Annotated in this window: 24 protein-coding genes and 3 pseudogenes; 9 read left to right on the forward strand and 18 right to left on the reverse strand. The window is 66.3% G+C overall.

Annotated features, from left to right (window positions below):
- Positions 1–89: pseudogene (locus WDW90_RS21195) on the forward strand (IS5-like element ISMex42 family transposase); the annotation flags it as partial.
- A gap of 4 nt (positions 90–93) precedes the next feature.
- Here the strand turns inward: WDW90_RS21195 and WDW90_RS21200 are convergent.
- Positions 94–465, reverse strand: a pseudogene (locus WDW90_RS21200) (acetoacetate decarboxylase); the annotation flags it as partial.
- Positions 466–498: 33 nt separating this feature from the next.
- Entirely contained in the window at positions 499–1,602 is a 1,104-nt protein-coding gene (locus tag WDW90_RS21205) for a patatin-like phospholipase family protein (protein WP_336489450.1), read from the reverse strand.
- Between the two features lie 524 nt (positions 1,603–2,126).
- On the opposite strand from WDW90_RS21205, the gene WDW90_RS21210 reads away from it, so the two are divergent.
- Positions 2,127–2,726 (forward strand): hypothetical protein, encoded by a 600-nt coding sequence (locus tag WDW90_RS21210; protein ID WP_336489451.1) that lies wholly within the window; start codon positions 2,127–2,129, stop codon positions 2,724–2,726.
- 293 nt (positions 2,727–3,019) lie between these two features.
- Here WDW90_RS21210 and WDW90_RS21215 read toward each other — a convergent pair whose 3' ends face one another.
- Positions 3,020–3,313, reverse strand: coding sequence for a hypothetical protein (locus WDW90_RS21215; RefSeq protein ID WP_336489452.1), 294 nt, complete (start codon positions 3,311–3,313; stop codon positions 3,020–3,022).
- Positions 3,314–3,459: 146 nt separating this feature from the next.
- Here WDW90_RS21215 and WDW90_RS21220 point away from each other — a divergent pair.
- Both WDW90_RS21220 and WDW90_RS21225 read left to right on the forward strand, forming a co-directional pair.
- Positions 3,460–3,687, forward strand: a pseudogene (locus WDW90_RS21220) (hypothetical protein); the annotation flags it as partial.
- A gap of 260 nt (positions 3,688–3,947) precedes the next feature.
- Positions 3,948–6,293, forward strand: a complete 2,346-nt coding sequence (locus WDW90_RS21225; RefSeq protein WP_336489453.1) for a cytochrome P450 — start codon at positions 3,948–3,950, stop codon at positions 6,291–6,293.
- Positions 6,294–6,463: 170 nt separating this feature from the next.
- Here the strand turns inward: WDW90_RS21225 and WDW90_RS21230 are convergent, their stop codons facing one another.
- The 12 genes from WDW90_RS21230 to WDW90_RS21285 all read right to left on the reverse strand — a co-directional run bounded on the left by WDW90_RS21230 (position 6,464) and on the right by WDW90_RS21285 (position 16,945).
- Positions 6,464–6,829 (reverse strand): DUF3768 domain-containing protein, encoded by a 366-nt coding sequence (locus tag WDW90_RS21230; RefSeq protein WP_336489454.1) that lies wholly within the window; start codon positions 6,827–6,829, stop codon positions 6,464–6,466.
- A 4-nt stretch (positions 6,830–6,833) separates the two neighbouring features.
- On the reverse strand, positions 6,834–7,010 hold the full coding sequence (locus WDW90_RS21235) for a hypothetical protein (RefSeq protein ID WP_336489455.1): 177 nt from the start codon (positions 7,008–7,010) through the stop codon (positions 6,834–6,836).
- Between the two features lie 1,221 nt (positions 7,011–8,231).
- Positions 8,232–9,284, reverse strand: coding sequence for a Cj0069 family protein (locus WDW90_RS21240; protein ID WP_336489456.1), 1,053 nt, complete (start codon positions 9,282–9,284; stop codon positions 8,232–8,234).
- Positions 9,285–9,400: 116 nt separating this feature from the next.
- Entirely contained in the window at positions 9,401–10,141 is a 741-nt protein-coding gene (locus WDW90_RS21245) for a LamG domain-containing protein (protein ID WP_336489457.1), read from the reverse strand.
- Entirely contained in the window at positions 10,138–11,514 is a 1,377-nt protein-coding gene (locus WDW90_RS21250; RefSeq protein ID WP_336489458.1) for an ABC transporter permease subunit, read from the reverse strand. The genes WDW90_RS21245 and WDW90_RS21250 overlap by 4 nt, the downstream gene beginning before the upstream one ends.
- Entirely contained in the window at positions 11,501–12,253 is a 753-nt protein-coding gene (locus WDW90_RS21255; RefSeq protein ID WP_336489459.1) for an ABC transporter ATP-binding protein, read from the reverse strand. Before WDW90_RS21255 ends, WDW90_RS21250 begins: the two co-directional genes overlap by 14 nt.
- A gap of 188 nt (positions 12,254–12,441) precedes the next feature.
- Positions 12,442–12,825 (reverse strand): Rap1a/Tai family immunity protein, encoded by a 384-nt coding sequence (locus WDW90_RS21260; protein WP_336489460.1) that lies wholly within the window; start codon positions 12,823–12,825, stop codon positions 12,442–12,444.
- Positions 12,826–12,889: 64 nt separating this feature from the next.
- Positions 12,890–13,309 (reverse strand): DMT family transporter, encoded by a 420-nt coding sequence (locus tag WDW90_RS21265; protein ID WP_336489461.1) that lies wholly within the window; start codon positions 13,307–13,309, stop codon positions 12,890–12,892.
- 22 nt (positions 13,310–13,331) lie between these two features.
- Positions 13,332–14,294 (reverse strand): DUF1259 domain-containing protein, encoded by a 963-nt coding sequence (locus tag WDW90_RS21270; protein ID WP_336489462.1) that lies wholly within the window; start codon positions 14,292–14,294, stop codon positions 13,332–13,334.
- A gap of 28 nt (positions 14,295–14,322) precedes the next feature.
- The gene (locus WDW90_RS21275) at positions 14,323–14,688 is read right to left on the reverse strand and encodes a hypothetical protein (protein WP_336489463.1); all 366 of its coding nucleotides are present in this window, start codon (positions 14,686–14,688) and stop codon (positions 14,323–14,325) included.
- 11 nt (positions 14,689–14,699) lie between these two features.
- On the reverse strand, positions 14,700–16,112 hold the full coding sequence (chrA, locus tag WDW90_RS21280) for a chromate efflux transporter (protein WP_336489464.1): 1,413 nt from the start codon (positions 16,110–16,112) through the stop codon (positions 14,700–14,702).
- 2 nt (positions 16,113–16,114) lie between these two features.
- Positions 16,115–16,945: a chromate resistance protein ChrB domain-containing protein gene (locus WDW90_RS21285; RefSeq protein WP_336489465.1), complete on the reverse strand. Its 831-nt coding sequence runs from the start codon at positions 16,943–16,945 to the stop codon at positions 16,115–16,117.
- Positions 16,946–17,149: 204 nt separating this feature from the next.
- On the opposite strand from WDW90_RS21285, the gene WDW90_RS21290 reads away from it, so the two are divergent.
- On the forward strand, positions 17,150–17,368 hold the full coding sequence (locus WDW90_RS21290) for a hypothetical protein (RefSeq protein WP_336489466.1): 219 nt from the start codon (positions 17,150–17,152) through the stop codon (positions 17,366–17,368).
- A gap of 437 nt (positions 17,369–17,805) precedes the next feature.
- On the opposite strand, the gene WDW90_RS21295 is transcribed toward WDW90_RS21290, so the two are convergent.
- A complete protein-coding gene (locus WDW90_RS21295) occupies positions 17,806–19,131 on the reverse strand; it encodes a hemolysin family protein (protein WP_431311093.1) in 1,326 nt (441 codons plus the stop codon).
- 154 nt (positions 19,132–19,285) lie between these two features.
- Between WDW90_RS21295 and WDW90_RS21300 the strand changes: the two genes are divergently transcribed.
- The 4 genes from WDW90_RS21300 (at position 19,286) to WDW90_RS21315 (ending at position 21,897) form a co-directional block, all read left to right on the forward strand.
- Positions 19,286–19,426 carry a hypothetical protein gene (locus WDW90_RS21300; protein WP_336489467.1) on the forward strand — a complete coding sequence of 47 codons (141 nt, stop codon included), beginning with the start codon at positions 19,286–19,288 and terminating at the stop codon, positions 19,424–19,426.
- Positions 19,427–19,483: 57 nt separating this feature from the next.
- The gene (locus WDW90_RS21305) at positions 19,484–20,107 is read left to right on the forward strand and encodes an ABC transporter ATP-binding protein (RefSeq protein ID WP_336489468.1); all 624 of its coding nucleotides are present in this window, start codon (positions 19,484–19,486) and stop codon (positions 20,105–20,107) included.
- Positions 20,104–20,895 (forward strand): ABC transporter permease, encoded by a 792-nt coding sequence (locus tag WDW90_RS21310; RefSeq protein WP_336489469.1) that lies wholly within the window; start codon positions 20,104–20,106, stop codon positions 20,893–20,895. The genes WDW90_RS21305 and WDW90_RS21310 overlap by 4 nt, the downstream gene beginning before the upstream one ends.
- A gap of 210 nt (positions 20,896–21,105) precedes the next feature.
- A complete protein-coding gene (locus WDW90_RS21315) occupies positions 21,106–21,897 on the forward strand; it encodes a 2-keto-4-pentenoate hydratase (protein WP_336489470.1) in 792 nt (263 codons plus the stop codon).
- Positions 21,898–21,928: 31 nt separating this feature from the next.
- Here the strand turns inward: WDW90_RS21315 and WDW90_RS21320 are convergent, their stop codons facing one another.
- Together WDW90_RS21320 and WDW90_RS21325 are read right to left on the reverse strand one after the other, a co-directional pair.
- The gene (locus WDW90_RS21320) at positions 21,929–22,348 is read right to left on the reverse strand and encodes a tellurite resistance TerB family protein (RefSeq protein ID WP_336489471.1); all 420 of its coding nucleotides are present in this window, start codon (positions 22,346–22,348) and stop codon (positions 21,929–21,931) included.
- A 225-nt stretch (positions 22,349–22,573) separates the two neighbouring features.
- Complete coding sequence (locus WDW90_RS21325) at positions 22,574–23,035, reverse strand: PTS sugar transporter subunit IIA (RefSeq protein WP_336489472.1); 462 nt, start codon at positions 23,033–23,035, stop codon at positions 22,574–22,576.
- Between the last annotated feature and the right edge of the window lie 18 nt (positions 23,036–23,053).

Genomic DNA, 23,053 nt, shown 5'->3' on the forward strand with positions numbered 1-23,053 from the left:
GTGCCATCGCAACCCGCTACGAGAAGACAGCTTCAAGCTTCATGGGCGTTCTCTCGCTCGCAGCCGCTCTGGACTGGCTCAAGAGCTAACAGGCCGTAGTCTCGGCACGCCGTACTTCTTCGGAAATCCCCAGATCTCGCGCCCCGCTGTGATCGGCGGTTCGTCGTCGAGATACATTTGCACCGAGAAGTTGCAGGGCTGGCCCTTGTAGGTCGCCACGATGGCCGAGCCGCTCTCCTCGTAGTCACCGAAGCCGGAGGAGTCTGGCATCTTCATCCACTCGTAGAAGGCGAGGTTTCCCGGCGCGGGCTCGAGCGGCTCTGGCAAGGCTGCGCGCAGAGCCTCCGGGTCGGTCTCGTAGGTGATGATCAGGTACTCGCGCCGGATGAAGCGGTAGGGCCCGCGCGGGTAGCTCGGGCTGAACGCCGGCATCGAGGGAGCCCCGAGGATGTCTTCACGGGTCATGGTTCGATCTCTCCTCTTCTGCCGAAGGTTGAATCAGTCGCGAGCGTCGCGGGTCAGGTCGAAGACGGTGATCCCGTCCTCCGCACGCGCATGCTCCATCCAGCCGCGATTCCGGAACGCCCGCTTGACGTCGCTGCGGCCGGCCTCCCAGTGCTCCAGCATGGTCTGGCGCGAGAACTCGTAGTCCTTCGCGTTGCCCTCGTAGTTCTTGCGCCGATAGATCACCTGCATGATCGTGACCGCGTTCTCGTGGCTGACCTTGGATAGAAAGGCCACGTCGGGATCCTGGCGCAGCTCCGGGGGCAATTTCTCGGCCAAGCGGCGAAACGCGGCCTTGGCATTGCGCAAGCGTATGGCCGTATCGGTGTTGAGGCGGGTGCGGCTTGAGTAGCGGATGTCCTTCTCGCGCTCAGCCGCCTCGACCAAGGTACGGGGCAACGGGCTCCGGGCAAGGAAGAGATCGACCTGAAAAACCTTGAGGTCCTTGGTAGGCTCCTGGTCCAGCCCGTATTCCAGCGGGGTGTTGGAGACGAGCCCCCCGTCCCAGTAATGCTCGCCGTCGATCTCGACCGGCGGAAAGCCCGGCGGCAGCGCGCCCGAGGCCATGATGTGCTCGGGTCCGATCCGGTCGCGCAGGTTGTCAAAGTAGACGAAGTTGCCCGTGCGGACGTTGACGGCGCCGACGCTCAGTCGTGTCTCGGGGGCATTGATGCGGTCGAAGTCCACCAGCACCTCCAGCGTCCCCCTCAGCGCGGCGGTGTCGTAGTAGCTAAGGGCCTCGGGAGCGCCCGGCGGGTAGAACAGGGCCGGCGGCCAGCGGGGCGTGAAGAAGCCTGGTACGCCGACGCTCGCGATCAGGGCGGCGCTGGCCTTGTTGAACCAGGCGCGGGCCTGCTCGCCGGGGAGAAAAGGCTGACCTTGGATGCCCGAGGAGACCTTCTCCCTGAAGATGCGCAGCCGCTCTGCGCGCTGCTCCGGCGGGTTGCCGGCGATGAGGGCGGCGTTGATGGCGCCGATGGAGATGCCGGCGACCCAGTCCGGTTTATGTCCGCCTTCGCAGAGTCCCTCGTAGACCCCCGCCTGGTAGGACCCCAGCGCCCCGCCCCCCCAGTAGGACGAGGACGCGGCTCTCAGCATCTTTCAGGCTGCCCGGCATGGCCGACCCTCCCGGGTGGGCGAGTGAAGCGGGAACAGGAATCTCGCATACCGCAAGACACGACGCTATCGGCGGTTGTGTACTGTCGAAGATGCGGCCAAGCTTTCATAGGCAGCGCAGGTTATCAGGAGTTGATCCTGTACGATGACGTACTTAATTGGAATTTATTGCAGAGGAGCAACTGTCTTTTACGTGTAAAAATCCCGAGTTAGTGAGTAATCTGCCGGACCCAAGCCTTGCGAGGACGCCCTGAGCTTCCTTGGGCAGCCGAAGGCCGCCGCTCGGAGTCGGTGCTTCCGGCGTGGGTGCAGTAAGTTCAAGCTTGCTCTGGGAGCCGTCATCGGTCTCGGGCTCGCCGCCCCGCTCTAGGGAGGCCACCGCACCCCAGAGATCGACCAAGGGAGCGGATTAGGCCGGGGACGTGCCGGTCCCGGGAGGCGCCGCGTGCATAGGCACGCCGAATCCTTGGGGCGTCATGATGCCTCGTCAATCGGGGAGACCAGCCATGTCACTGACCAGTCCCGCGGGAGCTCCTCTGACTCCAGCACCGGAGAACAGGGACCCGAGCGCGACGAAACCGTCCATCGCCCGGCGCGCCGCCGAGGAGGCGAAGCGCTACCTCGCCTTTGCCGCTTACCTGGTGGTCGTCTTCGGAACGCTGATCCTGTTCAGCCTCAACATCTACGCCCGGATCGATCAGGACGTTCCGCACTACTCGAGTTACCACTTCTATGCGCTCGGCCTGATCAATGCCCTCGTGCTCGCCAAATTCATGCTGGTGATTGAGGCGACAAAGCTGGGCTCGCTCTCCCTTGGGCGCCGCCTGCAGCAGGGGCCGCTCGTTTATGCGATCCTGAACCGCGCTGCCCTGTTTGCGGCCGTCCTGACGGCGGCCTACGTGCTGGAGGAGGTGCTGGTGGGCGCCTGGCACGGGAGGACCATAAGTGAGGTTCTGCCCGACATCGCCGGCGGTCCACGCGGGTTGGCGACCTTCGCATGGGTGATGTTCGTGGCGCTGATCCCATACTTCGCCTATCGCGAGATCGGCCGTGCGCTCGGGGGTAACCGCTTGCACTCTCTTCTCTTCGGCACCCGGTCGGCGTGAGCGTCGGCGCCTCGGGCGAGCGTTGCGTCCGAGGCGCGATCCCAGAGGCGGGGTGACTTGGACGAACTCCGAGGCGTCCGAAGCAGGGGCATGCTTCATAAGACTGCGGCGCGGCTGGCGGGCGGCGAGCCGCTCCTGGCTTGTCGTCGCAGGACTGGGATCGATGGGCGTCGCGTCTGACATCATCGCGGCCCTCCCGGCGCCTCGGCCCCATCATGCTCGCGGATCCTGCAGGGCAGGTCCTCGCATTCACGCTAGGCGCCCGATCACGCGTGGAGCCCCGGCGGCCGTGATCAGCAGTCGTCGCAGACGCCGTCGTGCTTCAGGAGCTTCTGATCGATGCGGTGATCACGTCGATCCATCTGCCGGATCTGCGCCCCTTGACTGCCCCGCTGGACGCCTTCGCTGACATCAAGCGGGGGCGTGGTGATCGAGTCTCGCTCCAGGCGGTTGATCTGCGCGTCGTTGGGGATCGTGACCGTGCCCTGAGCGACGCGGACGCTTGGACTCGCCTGTGCCGCTCCTCCGAACGTCCCGAGAAGAAGGGCGAAGGTCACCACGCCACTGCGCGTCCTTGAGCTTGTCATTGCCACCTCCTTGGTACGCTTCGAACTAACAGCGGCTTCGCACTTTATATCATCTTCGCGCTTTTTTACTTACAACAAGTAGGCAGAGGTCGAGTAAAAATATCCACTCCGCGAGTGGCGATGGTCGGACTTGAGCTTGGTCATAAATGGAGCGGCGCTTCATCAAGGAGCGCCAACGTGAAGGCATTGTGCGGGCGAAGGGCGAGGGCACCTACACCGGCGGAAAGCGCCGGCTCGAATGCGAGCGAGTGAAGACGATGCAGGCGGCGGGCAGTGGCCCAGCCGCCATTTCCGCTGCTGTCGGCTGCTCGCATATGCAGGTCTACCGCATCCTTCACGACGGTGGGCCGTCTAGCGAGCCGGTCCTGACATGAGCGGCAGTAGCGCCAGGAGGGACCGCGTTCGGAGCCCGCTCAAGCTCAGGAGCTCGCGTCTGACTTGTTCGGCTACACGCCACAAGCCGGCTTTCGCCGGGCCCGTCAAGTCGCAACTGCCGCCGGATATAAGGTGCGCGGAAACCGCTACGGGCCGAATGTCCCAAACGATCAAGAGTATCGCTGGAATTGCCTATAATAAATTGCACTCCCCCTGTTCAGTATAGCAAAGCTCGTAGCAAGGCTGTAGGGAGGAAAGAATGCCCCTTCATGCATCGCGCAAGACGCCTCCGCTTGCCAAGAATGGTCTGTCAGCGGACCCTGTTCCGGTCGGTTTCGATGCGCTACCGGTTCTCGACCTTAGCAATCCGAACTTCCTTGTCGAAGGTAACCGGATTTTAGATGAGCTGCGCGCCAAAGGACCGATCTGCCGCGTGGAGCCGCTCGGCATTCTCGGGTTCCTGCGCTGGGCTGATTGTGATTCGATTCTCCGCGACTTCAAGACATTTTCTGTGGAATTCGAGCGCAGTCAGCCCGTGCCCGGAGCAGAAGAAGAGACGAAGATCGACACATTGCTGCGGGAAGACCCGCCGAAGCACACGCGCGTGCGCATCCTCATGCAACAAGCCTTCACGCCCCAGCGCGTGGCTGCAATGGAGTCCCACACGCGTGAAATCGCTCACAAGCTAATCGACGGCATCATGGCCGGCGGCAACGAGTGCGATTTCCTTCATCAGTTCACCCTCCCGCTCCCCTCCACAGTGATGTCGGGTCTTCTCGGCGTTGACTCCTCAATGACGGAGACGTTCGCACGCTGGGCCAACTCAATGATGGGAGTTGACGCGGCCCATGCCATCAAGGACAAAGCGGCGCGACAGAAACGCTACCAGGAAATTGCCAGCGATGCCAAAGACATGGAGGCATTTCTCAAGGAGCAAATCGAAGAGCGGCGCAAGTTGCCCCAACAGGATTTGATCACCTACCTTATCCAGGCGGCGGAAGGGGGCGACCGGCTGACCGAGAGGGAAGCCCTTACCCTGATGAAACTCTGCCTCATCGCCGGCAATGACTTGACGACGCAGGCACTCACACTGACGCTGGATTGCCTACTCGAACACCCGGATCAGATGCGACTCCTTGCCAACGACCTGTCGCTCGCCGTCAACGCGTTCGAGGAAAGCCTGCGATTCAATGGCCCGGTCATTACCTTGCGGCGCAAGGCGCTTCGCGACACTGAGAAGGCCGGGGTGAAGGTGCCCGCGGGCTGCATCGTCGCCCCGGTAGTCAGCTCGGCGAACCACGACGAATTGGTGTTCGAGAATCCGGAGGTTTTTGACCTACGCCGCAAAATCCCGCGGGTGCTCAGCTTCAGCAGCGGAAACCACCAGTGCATCGGGCAGGCGCTCGCCCGTCTTGAGGCGCGCGTCGCATTCGAAGAGTGGTTCGCGCGCGTCTCGTCCTTCGAGCGCAAGGGTCAGCCTGAACTCGCCAAGCAGAAGGTGACCTTCGTCAAGAGCTTCACCAAGCTGCCGGTTGCCTTTGAACGCCGGGCGGCCAAAATCGTCACAGCACCGGAAGATAGCGTGGTCAAGCAAACGGCAACGGCGGAGAAGCTCGCCGGCATGTCCGACCAGCAGCTCGGGTTGGACAAGCGCCAGATCATGACCGTGAAGGTGGCCGGGCTTTGGGACGTAAGCAGTACGGTCAAACTCTTTGCATTGACTCACCCGACCGGGGGGCTGCTCCCGCGCTTTACGCCAGGAAGCCATATCGTGATCCACATGCGGGACGGCGGCAAAGTCTACCGCAACAGCTACTCGCTCATCAACGGCGGTTATGCTGAGGGTCTCGCTTACTTCATCGCGGTCCAGCTCGCGGCGCCCTCTAAAGGGGGCTCGAAGTTCCTGCACGAGAAAGTCGAACGCGGTTCCGAACTCACGATCTCCGTGCCCGCGAACTATTTTCCGACGGCCGAGCATGCGGTCAAACACCTGCTGATCGCCGGCGGTATCGGCATCACGCCGCTGCTCGCCCATCGTTCCCATCTCAGACAGGCCGAAGAGCGGGTCGAGCTGCACTACGCGTTCCGCAGTGCCGAGACGGCAGCCTTTGTTCCATTCCTACAATTCCAAGGCGACCCTAATGTTCATCTTTACGATGAAAGTCTCGGACAGAAGCTTGACATACCCACGCTCATTCGCCGCCAGCCGGAGGGAACGCATGTGTACACCTGCGGACCCAGCGGACTCATGGATGCCGCGGTGAATGCGGCTGAAGCTCTCGGCTGGCCGCCGGAGTCGATTCACGTCGAGCGCTTCGGCGCTGGACCCAAGAAGGGCGACGAGCCGTTCGAGGCGGAATGCCAACATTCAGGCAAGACGGTCGATGTCGGGGCAGTCGAATCGCTGCTGGATGGCCTGGAGCACGCCGGCATCGAGGTCCCATTCGGGTGTCGCGCCGGGAGTTGCGGGACCTGTGAAGTTGAGGTCCTGGCTGGAGAGATCATCCATCGCGATTCAGTTCTTTCGGCTGCCGAGCGGGCAGAAGGCAAAAAGATGCTGGTCTGCGTCTCGCGCGGTAAGGGGGCATTGACTCTGAATGTCTGATTGACCTCCTCACGTGCTCCGGAACGGATGCTGTGCACACGAGGGCTGCGACGTCCCAGCGAACCTGATGCTGCCCGGGATGCTGCCCGGCCTGTAGGCAACAGCCCGGGTGTCGTTTGAAGAAACCGCCGGCCTCTCAACCTTGGGGAAGTGAAGCCGGCCCAGTCCTGTCAGTACTCTTCGGCTCGCATGATCGTGAGCACCCGCACTGTGACGGCCGGGTCGGCCGGATCAGGCGAGTGGCCACCGAGGCTCAGGTTGTTCGCATCGATTTTCCAGAAGCAGAGTAGCCCTGCGACTGTGACGGTCCCGAAGTCGTGCTCACCGTAAGGATCGTTCCGGGCGTCAAAGGTGTCGAATCCGCGCACCGCCGCAAGCACGGCACCCTGCGAGCTTTCCGGCAGGGCGGCAATGCCGCTCGTGGTGACCACTCGGCCGCCGGCATATCTCCGGCGCAGGGCATCGTTCAGTGCCCGCACGCGAGCGGCATAAGGTGTCGCGGCGAGCCTCGCCGCGACGTTTGAGGGCGTGCGCATCGCCTCACCGGCCCTTCGTCGGCGTGCCGGGGTGCAGCAGTCCGAGCGCGAGCCGGTGACGCGTGAACTCCATCAGGTTAGGGTAGTTCACCCACTTCAGGACAAAGTGGTTGTCGGCCTTCGTGGCGATCACCTTGGCAAGGTAGTAGCCGTCGTCCGGGTCGTCCTCCTTGGCGAGCACGAGGCTGCCAAGCGTGATGTCGGCTCAGTCGAAAGGCGGCTTGGCAGCCCCGCCAGCGCCCCCGGGGCTACTGCCGCTGCCCTGGTCGCCGCCAGCCTGTCCCCGTGCTCGGGTGAGGTCCTGCGGCTCGCCGCCCGTTTCAGTCGCTCCTTGGGCTCGGCCCGGCGGGCGGCATCCTCGATGTTTGGCCAGCGTCGGCGCAGCTCCTCGAACGACCGGAACGGGACGCGCCACGCCCTAGACGCCGGGTCCCACCGCGCCCACGGCACCATCCGCAACTCGGCGACGACGGCGCGGGAATACGGCGTCCTGACCGCCAGGTCGTCGGCGACCTCTAGGTAGGGGCTCGTGATCGGCTCGAACGCGAAGGCGTCGCGCCCGCGCTCGTCGGCATATGCTAGGACGCCCGACCATTCGCGGCCGGACCACGCCTTCAGGCGCCGCTCCGCCGTGGAGCCCGGGACGAACCAGGCGCTGATATCGTCGCGCCATCGCGCGCGAGGGAACGCGGCGCGGAACCGCTCCACGGTCATGCGGTCATACGAGAAGACCGCAATCGCTCCGGGCGCACCGTCGCCGGCCTCCTGCCTCGCGCTGAACTGCACCGTTTCACCGGGCACCGGTCGACCTATGTTGTCCCGCTCGGCCGAGCCGCCGTTCCAAGCTGATGATGTGCAAGTTCGAGCACGGGCAACTAGTTCCGGCGCCGGATGTGCGGCGTGTTCATGCTCTTCCTGAGGCCGTTCGGGTCGATGGAACCGTCAACGCGGGGATACGCACACGGTGCCGGTGGCCGGCTCCGCAGAGTGGAGCGGTCCGGCTGACGAAGCGGCACTGTTCGCTGAACAAAAGCTGCGCGGCGGCCTCAGAACCGGTTCAATGCGACGCGTCTAGGTTGCCTTCACCCTTGAGCCGAAAGGTCATCCCCATGAAGGCACGTCTCGCAGGTCTCGTCGCCACCGCGCTCGTCCTGGTCCCCGGTGCGGCGTCCGCGCAGTGGTACGAACACGGGCCTAGGCATCACCATCACCACCACTGGGGCCATAACCCCCGCTATGGTCACGGCTACGTTCATGGCTACGGCCACGATCGCAGCCACCAAAACGGCTACGACCGCCCCGTCCACTTCGAGCGCGGCCACCACCACCATCACGGGTACTGAGGGGGTACATGGATGCCGAAACGTCGGCCGCCGTCCGAACGGGCGGCGAGCCGACGTACTCAGGCATGCCCCGCCGACCAGCGGGCGCGGGTCTCAGCCAGCCGCCGCAGCGTCGTCGCGGCCAAGGCGTCGTGCGCCTCGTCGGGGATGGGGTACACCGAGCTCGCGTTGATCTCGCAGAGCACGTAACTGTCCTCGCCAGCGGCATTCTTCCGCCCCAGCAGGAAGTCGGCGTCCCAGATGACCGGCAGGTCATCCGGCTCCAACCGGAGCAGGTTCGCCATCTCCGGTATCCAGTCCCGTTCGAGCAGGTCGCGCAGGCGCTGGAACCGACCGTCGTCCGGCCCGGAATACAGGCGCGGCGGCGCCCGCCCGTGTTCGGGCGAGGCTAGGGCGGTCACGTGCTGGGCACCGAAGCCCGCCACGCGCGTGCCGCTGACGTAGCATCGGACCATCCCTTCCAAGTGCCGCACCTGGAACGGCTGGTCGACGAGGGTGCCGCCCGCCGAGAAGTCGGACGTGCGCTCCGTCAGGAATGCGTGGAGCGGCACGGTACGCAGCCTTCTGTCGCGCGCCTCCTGCACCAGGACATCGGGACCCATGGCGCGCTCGACCTTCCACACGCCAATGCCGCCGTTGCCCCGGCTGCGCTTCAGCACCCGCGGCCCCGCGGCCACGCGCCTGGGGAATTCCGTCGCGAGGGCGGCATGGCTCCCGTAGAGGTACGTGTCCGTCCCCCACGGCATCCCTCGGGTCCGGTACAGCACCTCCTTGGTGCCTATCCGGTTGATTACGTCCGGGTGGGCGCTGACGAGGATTCCGGCTGCGGCGACCTCCCGCAGCACCGTGTCCAAGGCGTCACGACCCTCTCCGGTGTCCTCTGTCACCGGGTTCACCCAGACCAGCACCGCGTCCACCGCCATGAGCTGGGCCCTGACGACGTCGGCGAGCCCTTTCACCCAGACGGCAGGCTCGCCGGCGAGCCCGTGCCGCTCCAGGGCAGTGAAGATCGCCGCGAACCGGCTGGTCTCCGGACGTGCCTCGGCACGTGCCTGGGCATCGCCACGCCAAACGACGGCGACCTTGGGAGGATGGGGGCTTAAATGGGACATCCGGCGCTACTCACGAGTCAGAGTAAAGATCCCTGCTGAATTCCTAGCCAGGCTGCCACGCCGCTCAATCTGAGCGGCCGTATTGTCTCCAGGCTTCGTCTGCATGTTCAGTAGACCTAATGGACAGCGAAGTCATCGAATAAGACGTAGCTGTCTGCTTTAGACCAAAGACCAACTCTTCCCGTCACTGGCGCGGACAGTTCCTGGGTCAGTGTTAGTTTGCCGTCGAGATAGCACTGGACCGTGCGACCCTGCACACTAACGCGCAGCTCATGCCACTGACGAGTCGCAGTGGGCGTGTTGCGAACCCACTTCACTGAGCTTCGTCGACCCTTCACGACCTGCCAGAGAACAAGGTTGTTCTCAAGGGCATTTGCGCGGACCGTCAGGTAATCACCGTTGGGCTTCAGGTTGAACAGGATGCCCGCGCCTTGATCGATGCGGCCATCCAGCGGCTTGAACCGCACCGTGATGTCGCCCTCGCGGAAGTCCTCCACCCCCAGGGCAATCGCGTATGGGAAGTAGGCATAGGCCTGAACACTATCGAGGAACTCCGCATAGCGCTCGCCGTAGATGGCGCGCGCCTTGTCGGCGATGCCCGACGATGCCTGACCCTCGCGCCATCGCCGCCCATCAACCGCCAGCACCCGATTGTCGCCATCGGCAGCAATGACCCAGTTGCCGACGATCGCGGTGAAGGCCTTCGGTTCGGCCCCGACGGTCTCGGCCGCAAAGTCGACCAGGCCGAGGGCAGCCGCGTCGGCGGAGCGAATGAATGCTGGCACGATGAGGAAAGTTGCGCCTGTGGTCAGGGCGCGACGCCGGTTGAGAGAGCATGGTCCGGGGATTGACGTCATGATGAGTCTCCCGTTGCGCGAAGGCGACGCAGACGTATCGGTCGCCTCGACAGCCACCACCCGAAGACGACGATGGTGGGTAGGACGCCGTAGAACCAGAGGGCAGCCATATGTCCGTCAACGACGATTGGATAACCGACATAATTCGTCCCTACGGACGGGCTCGCGGTGACGCCAGTCAGCTCGTAGATTAGTGGAAGCACCTCGCGCGGGCTGGTCGAGCGACTCTCCGCTTGGGCGCTGCCGTACTCGTATCTGATCAATCCATAGCGATCGTCATCTGCTTGCGAGAAAAAGGACTTCGATGTTTCGGCCAGCGTCGCGGAGAGACCGGGCATGAGGCGACGCAGCTTGCTGAGAACCTGCCGGTTGAAGTCGGCAAAGCGGGGATCCTCGGGGGAGAGATAGATCGTTACGGCAAGCGGCTTGGTCACTTGCCGCAGAGCTGCCTCGTCCACCGGCGAAAATGAATTCCGCCGGTCTTCAGCCGTGTCGAGATAGTAGCGGGCCTGCCCCACCAGAGCGCCAACCGCGAGCGTGCCCACCATGATACCGGCGGACAGAGCCATCCTGCGGCGGTCCGGAGGTGCCGGGCGTAGCCACGTGCATGCGAGAGCGCCGAATGTCGCTGAGGCGGTCAATATCCCGAGCACTGCGGGTCCGGAGAGCAGGCCAGTCTCGAAGCCGCGCAAGGCGGCCGTGGGCGAGAGCTCGGCGAGGCGGCGCAGCCAGGCGCCCTGACCCGCGGCGGCAAAATCCAAGATCCATGCGCCGAGTGTGAAGGCCAGGGCCAGGATCGCGGCGGTGGCGGGGCTCTCCGTGACCGCGGCCGCGAATAGGCCGATGCAAGCGATCAGCAATCCATATAGCAGGTGACCCAACAACAGATTCAGGGTCTCCGCGGGCCAGAGATGCCCTCCGAGCAACGACCACAAAGCGAGCGCCGACAAAGCTGGCATCGCCGCGAGTAACCAGCCAGCGAGCACCGCGACGAGCTTGGTCACGATCAGTGTCGCCGAGCGATAGGGCAGTTGAAGCAGCAGTTTGAGGCCGCCGTTCTGCTTCTCGGCGCCAAGGGCGCGGATCGCCACGAACGGAAAGAGCAACGTGACGGCGACGTAGAACGCGCCGAAGGTCGGAACGAGCACGCCGTCCAGCGGCGACAGCCCACGCGCGAGTTCTGGGAATGAGGCTGCGGATCGGCTCGCTTCACTGTAGAGAGCGGTGGCCTGAACAAACCCGTAGCCCATGATCGGGCACAGGAGCAGCATCACAGCCCAAAGCGCCCGGCCGGCAAGCAGGTCCCGCAGCTCTTTCGCGAGCAGGGGCGTCAGGGGTGCGTGCCGCCGCGATATGAGATCAGGTGAGGGCAAGGAAGACGTCCTCCAGCCCTGCATCAGGCGGAAGCCCAGCCATATCGCGCAGGGCATTCAGCGTGCCCTCGCCGCGCACGCGGCCGGCATCCAGCAAGACAAAGCGATCGCAGATCCGCTCGGCCTCAGCGAGCTGATGGATGGACAGCAGAAGCGATCGACCTTGGGCTGCTACGACCCGCAGATGCCGCATAACATCACGGGTCTGGTGCAGGTCGAGGCCATCGAATGGCTCGTCCATGGCGAGCAGCGGATGCGGCGTGAGCACGCCGAGCGCGAGCAGGAGGCGCCGCCTATACCCCTTCGACAAGGTGCCGACCGGCTTGAGCGACACGCCACCAAGTCCGAGTGCGGCGGCGGTCTCCTCAATGCGAGCCACAGGCACCCGGTAAACGCGCCCCAGGAAAGACAGGACATCCGCCACGCGGTGTTCCGCGTACGGGGCGATGCCATCGGGCACATAGAACAAGACGGTCTTGCGTCGGTTGGCCGGCAAGATCTCTCCTCGCCAGGCGACCGCCCCCTGGTCAGTAGGAAGCAGTCCGGCAAGGCACTCGAGCAGCGTCGTCTTACCCGAGCCGTTTGGGCCGATCAGGCCGAGGATCTCGCCGCGACAGACCGCAAAGTTCACATCGGCCAGCGCGGTGTACGGGCCATACTGCTTGGCCAGGCCGGCGACCTGCAGCAGCTCGAGATTACAAGCGCCCATAGCCCAAGTGTCCCGGTCCAGCGCCAACAATGGTAGCCGGCTCCGACGCCAACACCGGCTTGTGCGCGGTCGAGGCCATGCGGCCGCCCCATCCGCATACCGCCACGAGCGAGATGGTCCTCTTTGGGTTCGGCGGCTGGGCCATCCCAGCCACCTGCGACGCGTCGCGGGCGCTAGCCGCCGTGCCGGCGAGCCGCGAGAGGCGGTCAGTTTCGCTCTCATCGACATGGCCACCGTTGGCGGAAGGCCAGGCTGACCCCGGCCAGCATGTCGAGCCGCAGCAGGCTATCGTTGGCGCGCGCCCAGGTCAGGAAGGTCTCTGCGAGGGACCCGATGGTGTAGTCGGCATCGCAGATCCCGTCTTTGGCGCCGCCGATGCCTAAGGCCGTGAGCGTATCGGCGACACCCATGAGGTAAGCGCTGCACCAGCCCGAGGCCTCTCCTTGCTCGGCCAGACAGGCGGCTGCGAGACTGCGCGTGGTCCGATCCGTGACGTCTACCGACCCGCCGTTCGGTGCTCCCTGCTCGATGCTCGCCGGCTTCTCTTCTGCCCGCAGAACAGAGGGCGGCGCGACGAGTAGGATGGCCAGGGATGTGAGCATGGCTGGGACCCCGCACCGTCTGAGCTTTCGGCCTTCATACTCGGCCATGGCCACCCTCCCGTGCTCAGAACCGAGCCACCAGCGCCACGCCGATGATCATCAGCGCGGCCCCGAGCAGGCGCCAAACGTTGGCCGCGTGCACCTCGAAACCGAGCCAGCCGAAATGGTCGAGCAGCACCGAGGCGATCACCTGTCCGGTGACAATAGAGGCCATCAGGGTCGCGGCACCCAGCCGGTAGGCCAGAACGATGGCGGCCAATCCGCCCACCCAGGCCCACCAGGGCACGCCAGAGAGCTTGCCGAAACCCAACCAGGACTGGCGAGTGATGCGGTTGGCGAGGACCACGATGCCGAGCCCGTAGTTGATCAGCAGGGCTGGCAGCGGCTCACCGAGGCTCTTCTTCAGCGCCGCGTTGCTGCCCGCCTGGAGTGTCGTCAGCGCCCCTGCCAGCGCTGCGAAAGGGATAAGCAGCCAAGCCAGCATGCCGCCGCGCCTGTTGAGCCGCTCAGCTCTTGGCCACCTTCACGTGATCGAGCGCCGCACGCAGGCCTTTGGCGAGCTTGCCCACATCGTCGTTGGCCCAGAAGTGCATGAAGAACAGCCGCGGTTCGTCGTCGAGCATGTGGTTGTGCAGAGCCGTCACCTCGATGCCGTTGCCCCGCAGCGCCTTGATCACCGGGTTCACCTCGCCGGCGGTGAGGACGAAGTCGCCGGTGATGGCCGCCTTGCCACCGCCGGTCGGCTGGAAGTTGATGGCGATGGCCGAGCCCATCGCCTCCGGCACCACCATGCCGTGGTCCTTCGGGTTCTCCGACCGCGGCACGCTGACGGCATAGACGCCGCCGTTGACCTTGCCCTTACGGCCGAGCGCCTGGTCGATGGCGGCCGTGTCGAGATCGAGCGCTTGGTCGGGCGCGGTCGTCCTCGCCGGCACCGGTCCCTCGCCGGACGAGGCCGGGCCCGTGCTGGCCGTCGCCGGCGGCTTGCCGCCCGCCGTCTCGCCCCCGAACGGCGTCCGACTGGCGCCCAGCGCGCCCATCAGCGTCGTGGACAGCTTGCCTGGCTCGCCGTGACCCGAGACGTGCATGTAGAACGTGGCGGGTGAGGCGCGCAGCAGGTGGTTGTGCACGGCCGTGATCTCCACGCCGCCCTCGATCAGGCGCGTCATCACTGGGTTGATCTCGTCCTCGGTCAGGACGAGGTCGCCCATCACCATGACCTCGTTGTCGCTCGTCTTCTGGAAGGCGAGCCAGGAACCGAGTGCGAGCGCCGGCTTGATCCGGACGCCGTCGAGCGTGACCGCAAGATCGGTGCGTGGCAGCCCGACCCGGTAGACGCCGCCCGGCATCGCCGTGCCCGGCTTGCCGAGGCCGGTCGCGATGGCCTGCTGCCACTCTTCGGCGGCTGACGCCGCGCTCGCGCAGGCCACGAGCCCCAGGAGCGCAAGGGTTGCAGTGAAGCGTTGCATGGTCTCTTCTCCATCTTGCGCCCCGGCCTCACAGCCGGTGCTCAGGCTTTCGCAGGATGCCCTCTTCGGGAAGAACGCCTTCACGCCGGAGCTGCACCCGAGTGCCGGCCGCCCAGACATCACTGCATTCCCGCTTGCCGGCCTCATCGGTCAGGCAGAGCGCATCCTTCTCGACCTGCCAGGAGCCGGTGCCGCGCCGCCCGAGGGTGGTCGAGGCGAGCCGCCCGCCGCGGCCGAAGGCGTAGGCCCAGTGCACCTCGTCGGTGAGCTCCATGCCGGCGAACTGGGCCTTGCTCTGCGGACCCGTGAGCCGTCGAAAGGCCTCAGACGCTTCGGCCGGACCCGCGGTGCCGGATCCCAGTAGAACCGCCGTCCCGACGAGCAGGGCCTTCAACCCGGCACACATCAGATGAGCCCCGCGACGTGCAAGGCCACGCCAGCTGCGGAGCAGGCCGCGAGCGTGGGGATCATGCCGGCCTTGAAGCGGAACACGGCCAGGAGGGCCGCCAGGGCCAGAAGAAGCGCCCAGGGATTCAGGCTGGACAAAACCGGCACGTCCAATCGGATCGGGCCCGCCGCGAAGGGCCGCACCTCGGCAAAGATCGTGTGAAGCGCGAACCAGACCGCGAGGTTGAGGATCACGCCCACCACCGCCGCTGTGATAGCCGCAAGTGCCCCGGCAAGCGCCCGATTGCCGCGCAGGCGCTCGACGTAAGGTGCGCCCACGAAGATCCAGAGGAAGCAGGGCGCGAACGTTACCCAGGTGGTCAGGAGGCCCCCAAGCGTGCCGGCGACCAGAGGGGAGAGCGAGCCCAGGTTGCGGAAAGCCGCCATGAAGCCCACGAACTGCGTCACCATGATCAGCGGCCCGGGCGTGGTCTCGGCCATGCCGAGCCCGTCCAGCATCTCGCCGGGCTTCAGCCAGCCATAGTGCTCGACCGCCTGCTGAGCGACGTAGGCCAGGACCGCGTAGGCACCTCCGAAGGTCACCATCGCCATCTCGGAGAAGAACACGGCGATCTGGCCGAAGACGTGGCTGGGACCGAGAAGCCCTAGGATGAGCGCGACCGGCACGAGCCAGAGCGCGGCCCAGACCGCCAGGACCCGCAGGGTTTGCCCGGCAGTGGCGTGCTCCTGCGGGAGTTCATCATCGCCCAGTAGGTAAGGGCCGCCATCGTCCTTACCGGACGCATCATGTCCCCCGCCTACTTGGAACTGCGGCAATCCTTGGCGGCCACCGAAATAACCGATGAGGCCGGCCGTGAGGACGATGAGGGGGAACGGCACATTCAGGAAGAAGATGGCCACGAACGAGGCGGCTGCGAGCCCAATCATGGCCCGGCTCTTCAAGGCTCGCCTGCCGATGCGCAGCACCGCCTGCGCCACGATGGCGAGCACCGCCGCCTTCAGCCCGAAGAACAGGCCGGCGACGAGGCCGACGTTGCCGTAGAGCGCGTAGACCCAGCTCAGGCCCATGATGGCGATAATGCCGGGCACAACGAACGGCCCTCCGGCAACAATCCCGCCGCGGGTGCCGTGCATGAGCCAGCCAACATAGGTCGCGAGTTGCTGCGCCTCCGGGCCGGGCAACAGGGTGCAGAAGTTCAGAGCATGCAGGAAGCGGTTCTCGGAGATCCAGCGCTTCTCCTCGACCAGGATGCGATGCATCACCGCGATCTGCCCGGCCGGCCCGCCGAACGAAAGCGCGGCCACGCGCGCCCAGACCGGCAGGGCCTCGCTCAGGGTGACAGGCTGTGGAGGACTTCGGCGCTCTACCTCATGCGACACTGTGGAGTTGGTGATCACGGCATCCGCCATGGTCAGGACCTCGCCTTGGGCTTGTTGGTGGGCCAGTTGTGCGTCTCCTCCGTGGCGTCGCGGCACCAGCGATAGAAGGCGTCGTAGAGGACCATCCCGGCGTCGAGCTGGGCGAGGTCATCGGCGTAGATCCGTGAGAGACCGAGCGAGGCCGCGAGGAGCCCAGCGGCCTCCGGCGCGAGGTCGGGCCGCGCGGTGTCGGCCCCGCGCACCAGGGTTGCGAGATGCCGGAGCGGCTCGGTGGCGAGGCCGAGCTCCTCCACCATGACGTCGAAGGTGCAGAGCTCGCCCCGATGGCTCCAGAACACGCCCGGCTCGTCGATGTCGAAGGGGGCGGCCCCGAACCGATCGGCTACGCCCAGGACATCCGACGACGGCACGAACAGGAACACCGCCTGCGGGTCGACGAAGCGGCGGATGAGCCAGGGGCAGGCGATGCGGTCGACCTTGGGCCGGGCGCGGGTCACCCAGACGGTGCGTCCGCGCGCATCGCGCTTCGGCAGCCTGTCCTCCGGGACCATCGGCAGGAAGGCGCGGGCCCAGGCCTGGATCCCGTCCTCCAGGGCTTCGGCGGACACACCGGCCTGGCGCAGGTAAGCGGCGGTGCCGTGGCTGAGATCGCGGCCGTGGCTGCAGGCCACGACGACGCTGCGGCCTGCGAGTTCGTGCGCCCACGCGTCGACTTGGTCGGCGGGACGTCTGATGCTGCCGGGGATCAGGAGCGGGTCGTCCCGGAAGGCGTCGTCCGGCCGGACGTCGACGACGAGTGGGCAGGCAGGCGTGCCGAAGAGACGAGCGAGCTTGTCGACGGGGATGGTGGAAGGCGTAGGCATGGCGCGTCCTTGCATCGAATGCAGGTTGGACGCGATTCTTCAGCCGGAGCCTCGTCGGGAGATCGCTTCCCGAGCCTCCATACATCGCCGCCGAGAGTGCGATGTCAAGCCGGGTAGTTGGCCGGAGAGGCGCTGGATCTGGACAGCGAACGATCCGGTCCGACCCCTCGTTGGTAAGGGTCAGTGCAGGAGGGTCTTATGACCATGAGTCCAGCGAACAAGGCTCCCGCAGCGGGCACCACCTCGAACCCGGAAGAGTGCGTCTCCGGGCGATGTGACCCCTTCCGGGCAGCCGAGGCTGCGCCCGGACCCTACGTGCCGGGCGAGAACCTGGAGAAGCGTCAGGACCAGCTGCTGGACGAAGCCGTCGAGGAGACCTTCCCGGCCAGCGACCCCATCGCGCCGAAGCGCATCACGAAGTAGCCGGCGCGGGACCGAGAGGAAGCCTGCCAAATGGCCGGGTCGCGTTCGGAAGATGAAGCGACTGCATCCGGGCACTCCACCGACGAGCACTGGAGTTCATTCCTCCGGCGCGGCGTCGGCTATGACCGCGCCCGGGCCCGGGGCAGGCGTCGCCCCGATGTCCGTACTGGGTCGTCCGCTCAGGCCAACGAGCCAAGTACCGTCATCAGGCCGACAACCGTCGTAGTCGACGCTGCAAATCCGAGGATGGCCAGAAGCAAGGACGGGCTTCCCATGTTGACATTCCTCGTGGCGTTGGCCCGCTTTTCCATCTAAGCGCCTCGCATTTCGACACGCGCCCGAAACGCGATCCCGAACGACCGGGTTCCGACGTTTTTGGCCTATCGCGACCAAGGAGCAGACGCCCGGGCCGGAGGCTTGGAGGACGGTCACGCCCCCTAAGGCAGCGAGGGCTCCGTCAGGGGCGTGGCCAGGATCTTGTCAATGCGCCTGCCGTCCATGTCGACGACCTCAAAACGCCAGGCATGCGCCTCGACCGCGTCGCCTTCCGCCGGAATGCGCCCGAGCCGGAAGATCACGAACCCGGCGAGCGTGTTGAAGTCGTCAGTGTCCGGATCCTCCAGGACGCCGAGCCGCTCGAACGCGTCCTCGGCCAGCATCATGCCATCCATGAGGAGCGAGCCGTCCTCCCGCTCGACCACCGCGGGTTCCTCCCCGGGCTCCGGGATGTCGCCCGCAATGGCTTCCAGAAGATCAGTGGCCGTGACGATGCCCTCCAGGCTGCCGTACTCGTCCACGACGATGGCCATCTGTACCGGCTTGCGCTGGAAGGTTTCCAGCACCGCCAGCACCGACATGGCCTCGTGCACCACGATGGGCGGCCGTGCGGCCGCCCTCACGTCGATCGTGCCACCATCGAGAATCCGGTCGAGCAAATCCTGCTTGCGCACGAGGCCGACGACCTCGTCGACGATGCCGCGGCTGACGACGATCTGAGCGTGGTTGCAGGCGCGCACCTCGTCCCGGAGGCGGGCCGCGTCGTCCTCGATGTCGACCCACTCAATCTCGTGGCGTGGCGTCATGACCTCGCGAATGCGGCGCTCGCCAAGGCTGAAGATCCGCTCCACCGCCTCCTGCTGCACCTCGCGGATCAGGCCAGCCTCACGGCTCGCCTCGACCAGCAGGTTGAGCTCGGCCGTCGAGTGCTGGCCGCCCTCGCCGTGGCCCGGCTCGAGGCCGAACAGGCGCAGTACGCCATTCCCGAGGCCATTGAGGAAGACGATGGCCGGCCGGAAAACGAATAGGAACAGGCTGAGCGGCCGGATGATAGCGAGCGCGGTGCGCTCGCTGCGCTGGAGCGCAAGGCTCTTCGGCGCGAGTTCGCCGAGCACGATGTGCAGGGCGGTGATGACCACGAAAGCGATGACGACGGCGACAGTGTGGGCGCCGGCCGTGGGGAGTGAGCCGGGCAGCCAGGTGAGTACGGGCTCGACCAGGTGCGCCAGCGCCGGCTCGCCGATCCAGCCTAGCGCCAGCGAGGAGATGGTGATGCCGAGCTGGGTCGCGGCAAGATGCGCGTCGAGGTGGTCCGTGGCCCAGAGCAGGGCCTGAGCGTTTGAGCGCCGTTCGTTGACGAGTTCGGCAACCCGACTCCTGCGGATCGCTACGAGGGCGAACTCGGCGGCCACGAAGAAGCCGTTGGCCAGCACCAGGGCGATGACGGCGAGGAGACCCAAGCCGGTTGCCCAAGCATCGTCGGAAATCGTTGCCTCCCGTCTCGCCGTCGTCACAGGCGTCTCTACAGGACGGCTTGGATTTGGCCCACCGACATCCTCACCGCCGCGGACGGGTTGCCGCGCATGCCTGAATTGCTAAGCTCGGACGTCGCCGCATCGTCGGCGCCCATCCAGGGGCCAGATGTCCTCCATCAAGATCAAGCGGGCCGATGACGGCTCATACACGCTCTATCGCGACGCCGATTCCGTCGGCTCTGGCCTGACCTTGCAGCAGGCGCAAGAACTCGCGTCGGTTCTCCGGTGCCTCGAAGCGACACCCTAGCCTTGCAACCCGGCCTGCTATGACTTGAGCCGGCCGAGGGCGGCTGCGAGGCGTACCGTGACGTTTGACCGCGACCGGGGAGGATTGGAGATCCAGGGCCTGGGCAGCGATCTGGCGGGCCCGTTCGATCTCGCAGTCCCCAAGGGACAGGTCGTGACGATCTCCGGCCCGTCCGGTTCCGGAAAGAGCCTGTTCCTGCGCATGATCGCCGATCTCGACGTGAACACGGGGTACGTCTGGCTCGGCAGGCGGTCGCGCGCCGACATGCCGGCACCGGAATGGCGGCGGCAGGTCCCCTACGTCGCAGCCGAACCCGCCTGGTGGGGCGAGACGGTCGCCGATCATTTCGCACCAGAGCACCGCGTGGCAGCCGAGACACTCGCCGCACGCCTCGGTGTTGGCGCGGTTCAGTTCGCAGGAGCAGTCGCCACCCTCTCGACCGGAGAGCGTCAGCGCCTGGCCCTGGTCCGCGCCCTCGTGCGCGAACCGACCGCCCTTCTCCTCGACGAGCCAACCGGGCCACTTGATCCCGTCTCCGTCGCAGCCGTCGAGGCCGTCCTTCTGGAGCGCGCGGCGGCCGGGACGATCATTCTGATGGCTTCCCACGATCCCGGTCAGGGCCAGCGCTTGGGCGCACGGTCGCTGCGCATGGGGGCGGGACGGCTGCAGCCCCTGTCGTGACCCCCGTCGCTCTCAGCGCCGCCGATCTCGCGCTCGCAGCGTCGCTCGTGATGTTGGACGCGGGCCTGTCGCTCGCCCTGCGCCTGAACCTTCACCGCCAACTCGTGCTGGCCGCCGCGCGCATGGTCGTTCAGCTGATTGCGGTCGGATATCTGCTGCGCCTCATCTTCGCGCTGAACGACCCGACAGCGACGCTGCTGCTCGTCCTGGTGATGGGCCTCGTGGCTGCGCGGGAGGTCGCCGCACGGCCGGAGGAGCGCTTCCAGGGCTTCGTCACGCAGGCGATCAGTCTCGGCAGCGTCTTGGTTGCCGCATTGGCGACGGCCGGCCTTGCCCTGTCGACGGCGATCCGCCCAGATCCCTGGTACGATGCCCGCTATGCCGTGCCTCTCGCCGGCATCATTCTCGGGTCAGTGCTGAACGCTGCCAGCCTGACGCTCGACAGCCTGCTGGGAAGCGTCCGACGCGAGCGCAATGCCATCGAAGCGCAACTCGGGCTGGGCGTCCCGTTCCGGCAGGCGGTCGCCGGGATCTTCCGCATGGCAGTCCGCCGCGGCCTCCTGCCGGTCATCAACCAGATGTCGGCCGCCGGCATCATCACGCTACCCGGGATCATGACTGGCCAGATCCTGGCCGGGATGGATCCTGTCGAGGCGGTGAAATACCAGATCCTGCTGCTGTTCCTGCTGACGGGCGCGAGCGGTCTCGCGGCGCTCGCCACGGCCGTCCTTGCTTTGCGTTGCCTGACGGACGATCGGCAACGCCTCCGCCTCGACCGCTTGGTGTGAGTCGTCTCCAATTCGGATGGCGCATGTGCGGCCGCCTGCTGGCCGCCGACGCCCTGGGCAACCTCGCGGGCATCTAACGCTCAGGCCGGCCCCGCCCCGAGGCTCAAGCCATCCTAACAGGATACTGATACGGCGGCTCCGTTCGCCCTCTCGAACCCTTATGCGAGAGGGCGCAGGCTTCGGAATCGTCTGCGTTCCCGGAGCCGTCCCATGCTCGCCATTGCTTCTTCCGCCATCGACCTCGACGCGATGGGAGAGCGCCTCGCCCAGGCGCGCCTCGACGGCGGCCTCGCCGACGTGGACCTCGGCGGCCCCGTCGACCTCGACGAGGCCGAGGACTTGCGCGACGCGGCCGTGCGGAGCCTCGGCTGGGCGCAGGTCGGCTACGCGCTGGCAGGGACGCATCCCGCCGTCACGCGGACACTCCGCCTTACCGGCCCGGTCGTCGGCCCGCTCCTGCGCGAGGCCCTGCTCGAAGACCGGTCGACCTTCCACCTGCCGCGCGGCGTCCTCGGCGCCGGCGTCGGCCTCGCCTTCCTGCTCGGGCGCTCCTTCCCGTTCGCCGACGAGGAGCCGCTCACCGCCCGGAACGCCAGCAGAGCCTGCGTTGCGTGCCGGCTCGACCTTCACCTGCTCGGGCGGCGCACCGCGGTCCCGGCCGTTCTCGACGACTGGGTCGCCGCCGCCGACCTCGGCCTTGACGTCGCGCACGTCGCCGGTCCCTGGGTCGAGGGCTGGGCCGCGACCGACCTCGCCGCGAGCGAGGCGAGCCTCGCCATCGACGGCAACGTGGTCGCGCGCGGCCATGGGCGCGACGTCATGGGGGACCCGTTCGCTGCGCTGTCATGGCTTGCGCGCCGGCTCGTCGACCGGGGCTCGGGCCTGAGCGCCGGCGACCTCGTCGCAGTGGGCAGCTGCACCGGCTTGGCGCAGGTGCTGCCCGGCCAGACCCTGTGGGCCGGGTTCGGTGACCTCGGCTCGGTCTCGCTCGACCTCGTTTGAGCGCCGGCCGCCGGCGCCGCTGCCGGTCCGGTCAGCGATCCAGGACGGCCCGGTCGTTCTTGGCCACGAGCGTGCGGAAGTGCGGCGTCAGCTCGGCTTCCGACAGCCCGAAGGCCTGCGCGAACTGCATGATCAGCCGCTCCTCGCCGGGCTCGGCCTCGCCGTCGGACATGGCGCTGTCGATCATGTTCAGGACGATGCAGAGCTTCTGCTCCGGGCGCAGCCTGGGCGCGGCCTCGGCCAGGAACTGGGCCGGCTGGGTGGAGCGGGTGTAGCGCAGAACCGCGTCGAACTGCTGCCGCGTCGCGTTGCGGCCTATGACCGACATGAGGTGGCCGACCTCCTCGGGGTCGATCTCGCCGTCGGAGGCCATGCAGTAGATCAAGGAGGTGGCCAGGCAGTTCCGCGGCGTCAGGTCGAGGGACGCCTGCGACTTGAACATGTTGAACATAATCAGGTCTCTCCACGCGGCGCGAAGCTTGACCGCCGATGGAGCAGCTTCATAATCTAAGCATTCAGAGCTGTCTATCGTGACAATACGAGCATATGTCGAACTTTTATCTATGCAACATGGGATGATTGCTTCCTCTCATACGTGGATCGCGAGACAGGAGCATGACGCCCGCCGCCGATGCCGCGCACCCGATAGCGGGAGGGGGCGTCCGCTTAGTCCCCGTCACGCCTTGCTGAGGGATCGGCCGCTCACCAGCGAGTAGAGGCCGGTCGCGTCCCGCGCGCCCCGCAGAGCCGCGGCGATCTCGGGGTCCCGCAGTCGCCGCGCGACGCAAGCGAGCGCGTTCAGGTGATCGCCCCCGTCCCCCGTGGGCAGCAGCAGCAGGAAGACGAGGTCCACCGGCCGCTCGTCCACCGCCTCGAAGTCGATGGGCTCGCGCAGCCGCGCCAGCAGGCCGAAGGGTTGCCGGACGGCCTCAAGCCGCGCGTGCGGCAGCGCCACGCCGTCCCCGACACCGGTCGAGCCGAGATCCTCCCGTCGCGCGAGGGCGCCGAGGACATCGCCGGGGTAGAGGCCGAGCGCCAGACTTGACAGGTTGGCCAGCTCCTTGAGGAGGGTCTTCTTGTTCGCGGCGCGCAAGCCGTGGACCACGTCGGCCGGCGCGAGGATCTCATCGATGGTCATCGCGTCGCCCAAGGGCAT

This window comes from Methylobacterium nigriterrae (assembly GCF_037106235.1).
Classification (GTDB): Bacteria; Pseudomonadota; Alphaproteobacteria; order Rhizobiales; family Beijerinckiaceae; genus Methylobacterium; species Methylobacterium nigriterrae.